The organism is Streptomyces sp. URMC 127 (assembly GCF_051386535.1).
GTDB lineage: Bacteria > Actinomycetota > Actinomycetes > Streptomycetales > Streptomycetaceae > Streptomyces.
This window is the reverse complement of record NZ_JBPQTW010000271.1, coordinates 1-7,859: the sequence shown is the minus strand read 5'-3', so window position 1 is coordinate 7,859 and position 7,859 is coordinate 1. Positions and strand designations below refer to the sequence as shown.

Here is a 7,859-nt window from a genome sequence, read left to right as displayed (position 1 = left end):
GTGACGGGGCGGCCGGGGGCGGGGGCCGGTCGCAGCCGATGACGAGCGTCGCGGTGGCCGCCCCGTCACCGGCCCCGAGGACCAGGCAGCCGGGCCTGCTCACGATCACCGCGGCGGCAGCGTCCTCCCCGGGGCCCTCAGGGCCACCGGCCACCACGCGGAGCCGGCCGGGGCCGTACTCGACGAAGGCGGAACCCTCACGGGGCCCGCCGCCCGAGGGCTCGCGATCGGCGGGATGCCGCTGCCTGCCGACCTGGTGCGCCTGCCCGCCGTCTTCGTACGGCCTGCCGGTCCCGTGAGGCCTGTCGTGCCCGTACGGTCCGCCGTTCCCGTGCGGCCTGTCGCTCCTGTACCGTCCGCCGGCCCTGTACTGCTCGTCGTGCCCGTACGGCCAGTTGTTCCCGTACGGTCCGCCGCTGCCGTGCTGTCCACCGACGTGGTGCCGTCCCTCGGCCCCGTGCCGTCCGTCGGCGTGGCGCTCTCCGCCCTGCCCGTGCTGCCCCTCCGCCTGAAGCCGTCCCCCGGGCGCGTGCTGTCCGCCGGACAGGTGCCCGTCGGCGCGGACGGCGCGGGCCGGGCCCCGGCCGGCACCCGGACCGTCGCCTTGGGCGGGCCCCGCGCCCGCCGTCGCCACTACGGCCGCGAAGGCCACGATCCCCGCACGCCCCGCGCGCACCCATCCGCTCACGGGGAGAGATCCTGCCGGTCGTTCGGCCCTCAACTGCCCCGCAGCAAGGGCAATCCCACCGAAGGGATGAAGAACTGTGCGGTTTATGTGCGCGATTCACCCGGCGAGCCGGACGAAGGGGGCGCGCCGATGACGTCCCCGTGCCGGCCCGCTCCCGCCGCGAACCGTGCCGCTCCCTCGGCGGCACCCGCCAACGAGGGAGTCCCGTAGCCGAATTCGGCGGCCATCGCCTCCTCCTCGGTGAGGCCCTCCTGGGCGAGGACGGAGGCCCGGTCGCCGCGCAGGCAGTCCTGCGGGAAGCGGGCGATGTCCGCCGCCAGCCGCTCCGCGGCGGCGCGGGCCGTGCCCGTGGGGACGACGCGGTCGCAGAGCCCCATCGCGTGGGCCTCGGGCGCCGGGACCGGGCGGCCCGTCAGCACCATGTCCAGGGCGCGGCCCGTCCCGATGAGCCGGGGCAGGCGGACCGTGCCGCCGTCGATCAGCGGCACGCCCCAGCGGCGGCAGAAGACCCCGAAGACGGCGTCCTCCTCGGCCACCCGCAGGTCGCACCAGAGCGCGAGCTCCAGGCCGCCCGCGACGGCGTAGCCGCTGACCGCCGCGACGACGGGCTTCGACAGCCGCATCCGCGTGGGCCCCATCGGGCCGTCGCCGCCGGGCTCCACGCGGTTGCGGCGCTCGCCGCCGAACGCCTTCAGGTCCCCCCCGGAGCAGAACGTTCCGCCCTCGCCCCACAGCACCGCGACGAGCGCGCCGTCGTCGGCCTCGAAGGCGCGGAAGGCGTCGGCGAGCAGGCGCGCGGCCGGCCCGTCGACGGCGTTGCGGGCGTGCGGCCGGGACAGGACGACGGTGGTGACGGGGCCGCGGCGCTCGCTGCGGACGGCGGGCCGGCCGCCGCCCCGTCCCGCGGCCCCGCCCGTCGTCACCGCACGTCCTTCGGCGCGGCGCGGTCGAGGATCTGCCCCAGGTCCGCCCCGGGCGGCAGCGTGCCGAAGGCGTTGCCCCACTCGCCGCCCAGGCGGGAGGCGCAGAAGGCGTCGGCGACGGCCGGGGTGCTGTGCCGGACCAGCAGGCTGCCCTGGAGGACGAGGGTGAGCTGTTCGGCGAGGCGCCGGGCCAGGAGCTGGGCGCGGCCGGGGTCGCCGAGCGAGCCGAGCAGGTCCCGTACGCGCGCGGCGGCGGCGTCGAGCCGGGCGTCCGCGCCCGCGGCCGCCCCGACCTCGGCGAAGTAGGCGTCCAGGGCGGCCGGTTCCCTGGTGAGCGCGCGCAGCACGTCCAGGGCGGCCACGTTGCCCGAGCCCTCCCAGATGGACAGCAGCGGGGCCTCGCGGTAGAGCCGCGGCATGCCGGACTCCTCGACGTAGCCGTTGCCGCCCAGGCACTCCAGCGCCTCGGCCGCGTGCGTGCTGCCGCGCTTGCAGACCCAGTACTTGCCCGCGGCGAGCGCGAGCCGGCGCAGCGCGGCCTCGGCCGCGTCGCCCGCCGCCGAGCGGTCGACCGCGGCCGCGAGCCGCATCGCGAGGACGGTCGCGGCCTCCGACTCCACGGCGAGGTCGGCCAGGACGTTGCGCATCAGCGGCTGGTCGATCAGCTCCGCCCCGAACGCCTTGCGGTGCGCCGCGTGGTGCAGGGCCTGCCGCAGGCCCGCGCGCATGCCGGCCGCGGAGCCGATGACGCAGTCGAGCCGGGTCATGTTCACCATCTCGACGATGGTGCGCACCCCGCGCCCCGGCTCGCCGACCGGCCAGGCCACGGCCTGCTCGTACTCGATCTCGGCGGAGGCGTTGGAGCGGTTGCCGAGCTTGTCCTTGAGCCGCTGCAGGCGCATGGCGTTGCGGGTGCCGTCGGGCAGGACGCGCGGCATGAGGAAGCAGGTCAGCCCCTCCTCGGCCTGCGCGAGGACGAGGAAGACGTCGCTCATGGGCGCGGAGGTGAACCACTTGTGGCCGGTGATGACGTACGAGCCGTCGCCCGCGGGCACGGCTGAGGTGGTGTTGGCGCGGACGTCCGAGCCGCCCTGCTTCTCCGTCATCGACATGCCCGCGATCAGGCCCCGCTTGCCGAGCGGCGGGCGCAGCCCGTAGTCGTACGTGCGGGAGGCCAGCAGCGGCTCGTAGGCGGCGGCGAGCTCCGGCTGCGCGCGGAGCGCGGGCACGGCGGCGTACGTCATCGAGACGGGGCAGCCGTGGCCGGGCTCGGCCTGGGCCCACGCGTAGAACTTCGCCGCGCGCACCAGGTGCGCGCCGGGGCGGGGATCGGCCCACGGGGCGGCGTGCTGGCCGCTCTCCACGGCGGCGGCCATCAGGTGGTGCCACGAGGGGTGGAACTCGGCCTCGTCGATGCGGTGCCCGTAGCGGTCGTGCGTGCGCAGCACCGGCGGGTGGGCCTCGGCCGTGCGCGCCCACTCCTGCACCTCCTCCGACCCGGCCCGCGCGCCCAGCTCGCGGACCTCCGCCTCGCCCCACGCGCCGCCGTCGCGGCGCAGCGCCTCCAGCAGGGCGGGCTCGTCGGCGGTGGTGAAGCCGGTCAGGGGCGGGGCCTGGTTGAACACTTCGTGCGTGGCGCTCACGGCGACCTCCTGCGGTGGCGGCATTACACTTTCATGATGCGTGATGCGAGACCGTAATGAACAGGGCAGGGACGGATTAAGGTGGGGACGGTCATGGACGACTCCCTTTCGCTGCGCCCCCTGACCGCGCGCTCGGTCGTGCTCTCCACGCTCCTGGGCCACCACCCGCCCGCCCTGCCCGCCCGCGCCCTCGTCCGCGTCGGCGAGCTCTTCGGGACCGCGGAGGGAACGGTGCGCACGGCCCTGACCCGGATGGTCGCGGCGGGCGACCTGGAGCAGCGCGACGGCACCTACCGCCTCACCGGCCGGCTCGCCGCCCGCCAGGCGCGCCAGGACGACAGCCGGGCGCCCCGGACCCGGCGCTGGGACGGCGGCTGGGAGATCGCCGTCGTCACCGCCGAGCGCCGGTCCGCGCCCGACCGCGCCGCCCTCCGCCAGGCCATGGCGGCCCTCCGCCTAGGGGAGCTCCGCGAGGGCTGCTGGATGCGCCCGGCCAACCTGCTGCGGGATCCGGAGCGGGACCGGCCGCGAGTCGTCGCGGAGCAGTGCGCGCTGTTCACAGGCGCTCCCGAGGGCGACCCGGCGGAGCTCGCGGCGGCCCTGTGGGACCTGGACGGCTGGGCGGCCCGCGCCCGCGCCCTGGAGGCCGCCCTCCGCGAGGACCGCACGGCGGACCTGGCCGAGCGCTTCACGGTCTCGGCCGCCGTCCTGCGCCACCTCCTCGCGGACCCCGTCCTGCCGGAGGCGCTGCTGCCGGCGGACTGGCCGGGGGAGGGGCTGCGGCGCCGCTACGAGGCGTTCGACCGGGACTTCCGGGCCCTGCTGCGCCGGCACATCGGCATATGACACACGAAGCGCATACACACGAAGCCCATCGGCATATGACGCATGAATATGAGCAGTCTGTGACAGTTCTGCCGTACAAAGGGCCGTGCGGCGCACGCACGCACTGAGGGGAACGATACTGTCCGCATGTCACGGGTGCTGCTGATCGAGGACGACCGCGCGGTACGGGAAGGCGTCTCCCTGACCCTGCGCCGCCGCGGCCACGAGGTGGAGGGCGCGGCCACCGGCGAGGCCGGGCTCGCCGCCATGGAGACCTTCCGGCCCGACCTCGTCCTGCTCGACCTCATGCTGCCCGACAAGAGCGGCTTCGAGGTGTGCCGCCGCATCCGCGCCACCCAGCAGATCCCGATCATCATGCTCACCGCGCGCGGCGACGACATAGACGTCGTCCTCGGCCTGGAGGCCGGAGCCGACGACTACATCGTCAAGCCCGCCCGCGGCGAGGTCCTGGAGGCCCGCATCCGCGCCGTGCTGCGCCGGGCCGCCCCCGGCGACGGCGGACCGGACCCGGCCGCCTCGCAGCCCGTCGAGATCCACGGCGACCTGACCATCGACCGCAAGGGCCTCCTCGTCGCCAAGCACGGCCAGGACCTGCCGCTCGCCCCCTCCGAGATGAAGCTGCTGCTGTACCTGTCCGCGACCCCGGGCCGCGTCTTCAGCCGCCAGCAGCTCCTGGAGCACGTGTGGGAGCACAGCTACCACGGGGACGCCCGCCTCGTGGACGCCTGCGTGATGCGGCTGCGCACCAAGGTCGAGGACTCGACCCGGTCGCCGAAGTACATCCAGACCGTCCGCGGCTTCGGCTACCGCTTCGGACCCCTGTGAGACGGCCCGCCTTCCTGCGCCGCCCCGCGCTCCGCCGCCCGTCGCTGCGCGGCGTCGCCGCCGGCCTGCGCGCCCGCCTCGTGCTCGCGTTCCTCCTGGTCGCCGCGCTCAGCGCGCTCACCACGGCAGCCCTGACCTTCCGCGAGGCCCGCACGGCCATCCTCAAGCGCACCCAGGACACGGCCATCGTGGCGCTCCGCTCCCAGGTGAACTCACAGATCCCCGACTACACCTTCCCGCTGTCCCCGCAGTCCCTCCAGGACCTCCAGCACCGGCTGAACGCTGCGGGCAGCGCCCAGGGATGGACCGTCCAGCTGCGCTACCAGGGCAGCGAGCTCCTGCCCGGCGGCGCCCCCCGGCGCATCCCGCGGGGCGTCCAGGCGAAGGTCCGCGCGGGCATCCCGGCCTTCCAGCGCCTCGACAGCGGCGGCGGCCCCTGGCTCGCCATCGGCCTGCCCGTCACCTACCGCGGCACCAGCGAGGCGTCCGGCCTGGAGGTGTACGCGCAGATGCCGCTCCGCGAGGACGAGGCGAACGTCCAGGCCCTGGTCAAGGCCGCCCAGAGCGGCGCCGTGCCCGCCGTCGCCCTTGCCGCCGTGCCCGCCCTGATCGCCGCGCGCGGCGTGCTGCGGCCCGTCCGCGAGCTGCGCCGGGCCTCCCGCAAGCTCGCCGCCGGCGAGCTCGACACCCGCCTCAAGGTCACCGGCCGCGACGAGCTCGCCGACCTCTCCCGCACCTTCAACGACATGGCCGAGGCCCTGGAGGAGAACGTCGCCGAACTGCGCCGCATGGAGGCCAACTCGCGGCGCTTCGCCGCCGACGTCTCGCACGAGCTGCGCACCCCGCTGGCCGCCATGACCGCCGTCGTCGACGTCCTCGACGAGGACGCCGCCTCCCTCGACCCCGACACGGCCTACGCCGTCCGCCTCATCAGCGAGGAGACCGGCAAGCTCGCGCGCATGGTCGAGGACCTGATGGAGATCTCCCGCTTCGACGCGGGCGCCGCGGCCCTCCACCTGGACGAGGTCGACGTCTCCGAGACGATCCGCAAGACCGTCCAGGCCCGCGGCTGGCAGGACCAGGTCGCCGCCGACCTGCCCGAGGGCGTGCGCGCCCGGCTGGACCCGCGCCGCATCGACGTCGTCGTCGCCAACCTCGTGGGCAACGCCCTCAAGCACGGCGGCGCACCGGTGGACGTCGCGGTCCGCGTGGCCCACGGGGAGGAGGGCCGGTGCCTGCTGATCGAGATCGCCGACCGCGGCGAGGGCATCGACCCCGACGTGCTCCCGCACGTCTTCGAGCGGTTCTTCAAGGCCGACTCCTCCCGCGCCCGCTCCGAGGGCAGCGGCCTCGGCCTCGCGATCACCCTGGAGAACGTACGCCTGCACGACGGGACCGTGCGGGCCGCCAACCGGCCCGGAGGAGGCGCCGTGTTCACGGTGGAGCTGCCGCTGCGGCGGGGCGGGAGCGAGACGGCATGACGGCACGGCGACTGCGGCGCGCCGCCCTGGCGGCCGCGCTGCTGACGGCCCTCGCGGGCTGCGGCGTGACGACCACCGACGTCATCGACGTCGGCCAGCCCGCGACGGGGGCCAAGCGGCAGGGAGAGGCCGACGCCGCCGAGGCGAAGCTCTACTTCATGTCGCCCACCGGCGTGACACAGGTGACCCGCCAGGCCAAGGCCAAGCTCGGCGCGGAGGACGCCATCGTGCTCCTGCTGGAGGGGCCGGACGAGGACCAGCGGATCCGGGGCCTGTACAGCGACGTGCCCAGGATGAAGGGCGAGGTGCACGTCACCACCGGCACCATGCGGGTGGGCATCCAGATGCCGTACAACGTCACGCGGCTCTCGCCGGTCGCCCGCAGCCAGTTCGTGTGCACCGCGGCCGCCAACGAGGTGCCGCGCGGGCGGCAGATCCACGACGTGAAGGTCGAGCTCAGCGGCGGCGGGCTCGTGATCTCCGACCTCGTCTGCGACAGCAACAACGCCTTCCCCGCGGCCAAGCTGCCGACCCCCGCGCCGTCGCCCTGAGGAGCGCGGGAGGGGCTTACCGCGGTGGTTACTTTCCGGTATATCTGACGGTGGGCTCATCGGTACACCGGCGGGCAGACCCCTCGGCAGGCCTTCAGCACCCTTACGCGCCACCCCCCTCCGAGCTCCGAGGCGATCAGCAATGAGCCATCTCGACCACGCGCGCGCCGCCCGTGCGGCCCGCGCCGAAACCCGGTCCCGCATCGAGACGGCGGCGGCCCGGCTGTTCGGCGAGCGCGGCTACGCGGCGACCACCATCGACGACATCGCGGCCGCGGCCGGGCTCAGCAAACCCATGCTCTACCGCCACTTCGACTCCAAGAAGGAGCTGCACCTGGAGCTGCTGGAGCGGCACCGCGACGGGCTGGCCGCCGCCCCGCCGGGCGAGCCGCCGCGCGGCGGGGACCCCGACGCGCGGCTGCGGGCGGTGCTGGAGGCGTGGTTCGAGCAGGTCGAGTCCAGTCCGTACACCTGGCGGCTGCTGTCCGCCGGCACCACCGGCGACCCCGAGGTGCAGGAGCTCCAGCGCGCCATCCGGGCCCGGCAGCGCGCCGCCGGGGAGGCCCTGCTCCGGCAGTTCGCGCCCTGGCTGCCCGGCGCCGAGCTGGAGCCGCTCGGCGAGGCAGTCCGCAGTTCCTTCCACGGGCTCGCCCTGTGGTGGCTGGAGCACCGCGACACCCCGCGCGCCCTGCTCGTCTCGGCGATGCTCCGGGTCGTGCGCGGCCTGGTCGCCCCGCCCGGCGAGCGCGGCGAAGGCCGCCCGGCGCCCGAGGGGGCGTACGGCGCCTGACGGGGCGTACGGGCATACATACACACGTACGTACGGCGCGGCCGCGTCGTTGACGCCGTCGCCGACCATGGCGACCGAACGTCCCTCGGCCTGCAGCCGCTTGACGACGTCC

At 75.4% G+C, this 7,859-nt stretch carries 7 protein-coding genes and 1 pseudogene; 5 read left to right on the top strand and 3 right to left on the bottom strand.

Features of this window, described 5'->3' with window-relative positions; genetic code table 11:
• The 3 genes and pseudogenes from ACSNOH_RS31555 to ACSNOH_RS31545 all read right to left on the bottom strand — a co-directional run.
• Positions 1-688, bottom strand: a pseudogene (locus tag ACSNOH_RS31555) (hypothetical protein); the annotation flags it as partial.
• An 83-nt stretch (positions 689-771) separates the two neighbouring features.
• On the bottom strand, positions 772-1,611 hold the full coding sequence (locus tag ACSNOH_RS31550; RefSeq protein WP_436724872.1) for a crotonase/enoyl-CoA hydratase family protein: 840 nt from the start codon (positions 1,609-1,611) through the stop codon (positions 772-774).
• Positions 1,608-3,254 (bottom strand): acyl-CoA dehydrogenase family protein, encoded by a 1,647-nt coding sequence (locus ACSNOH_RS31545; RefSeq protein ID WP_436724871.1) that lies wholly within the window; start codon positions 3,252-3,254, stop codon positions 1,608-1,610. The genes ACSNOH_RS31550 and ACSNOH_RS31545 overlap by 4 nt, the downstream gene beginning before the upstream one ends.
• 93 nt (positions 3,255-3,347) lie before the next feature.
• Here ACSNOH_RS31545 and ACSNOH_RS31540 point away from each other — a divergent pair, with 93 nt between their 5' ends.
• The 5 genes from ACSNOH_RS31540 (at position 3,348) to ACSNOH_RS31520 (ending at position 7,747) form a co-directional block, all read left to right on the top strand.
• On the top strand, positions 3,348-4,100 hold the full coding sequence (locus tag ACSNOH_RS31540) for a PaaX family transcriptional regulator C-terminal domain-containing protein (RefSeq protein ID WP_436724870.1): 753 nt from the start codon (positions 3,348-3,350) through the stop codon (positions 4,098-4,100).
• Between the two features lie 126 nt (positions 4,101-4,226).
• Positions 4,227-4,925, top strand: coding sequence for a response regulator (locus ACSNOH_RS31535; RefSeq protein ID WP_436724869.1), 699 nt, complete (start codon positions 4,227-4,229; stop codon positions 4,923-4,925).
• Positions 4,922-6,406: an ATP-binding protein gene (locus ACSNOH_RS31530; protein WP_436724868.1), complete on the top strand. Its 1,485-nt coding sequence runs from the start codon at positions 4,922-4,924 to the stop codon at positions 6,404-6,406. Before ACSNOH_RS31535 ends, ACSNOH_RS31530 begins: the two co-directional genes overlap by 4 nt.
• A complete protein-coding gene (locus ACSNOH_RS31525) occupies positions 6,403-6,957 on the top strand; it encodes a hypothetical protein (protein ID WP_436724867.1) in 555 nt (184 codons plus the stop codon). The genes ACSNOH_RS31530 and ACSNOH_RS31525 overlap by 4 nt, the downstream gene beginning before the upstream one ends.
• 142 nt (positions 6,958-7,099) lie before the next feature.
• A complete protein-coding gene (locus ACSNOH_RS31520; RefSeq protein ID WP_436724866.1) occupies positions 7,100-7,747 on the top strand; it encodes a TetR/AcrR family transcriptional regulator in 648 nt (215 codons plus the stop codon).
• The last annotated feature ends 112 nt before the right edge of the window (positions 7,748-7,859 follow it).

Bases quoted from the DNA above. Each gene is read 5' to 3' on its own strand.
- ACSNOH_RS31540 (WP_436724870.1), top strand. From the start codon at position 3,348: ATGGACGACTCCCTTTCGCTGCGCCCCCTGACCGCGCGCTCGGTCGTG.
- ACSNOH_RS31535 (WP_436724869.1), top strand. From the start codon at position 4,227: ATGTCACGGGTGCTGCTGATCGAGGACGACCGCGCGGTACGGGAAGGC.
- ACSNOH_RS31525 (WP_436724867.1), top strand. From the start codon at position 6,403: ATGACGGCACGGCGACTGCGGCGCGCCGCCCTGGCGGCCGCGCTGCTG.
- ACSNOH_RS31520 (WP_436724866.1), top strand. From the start codon at position 7,100: ATGAGCCATCTCGACCACGCGCGCGCCGCCCGTGCGGCCCGCGCCGAA.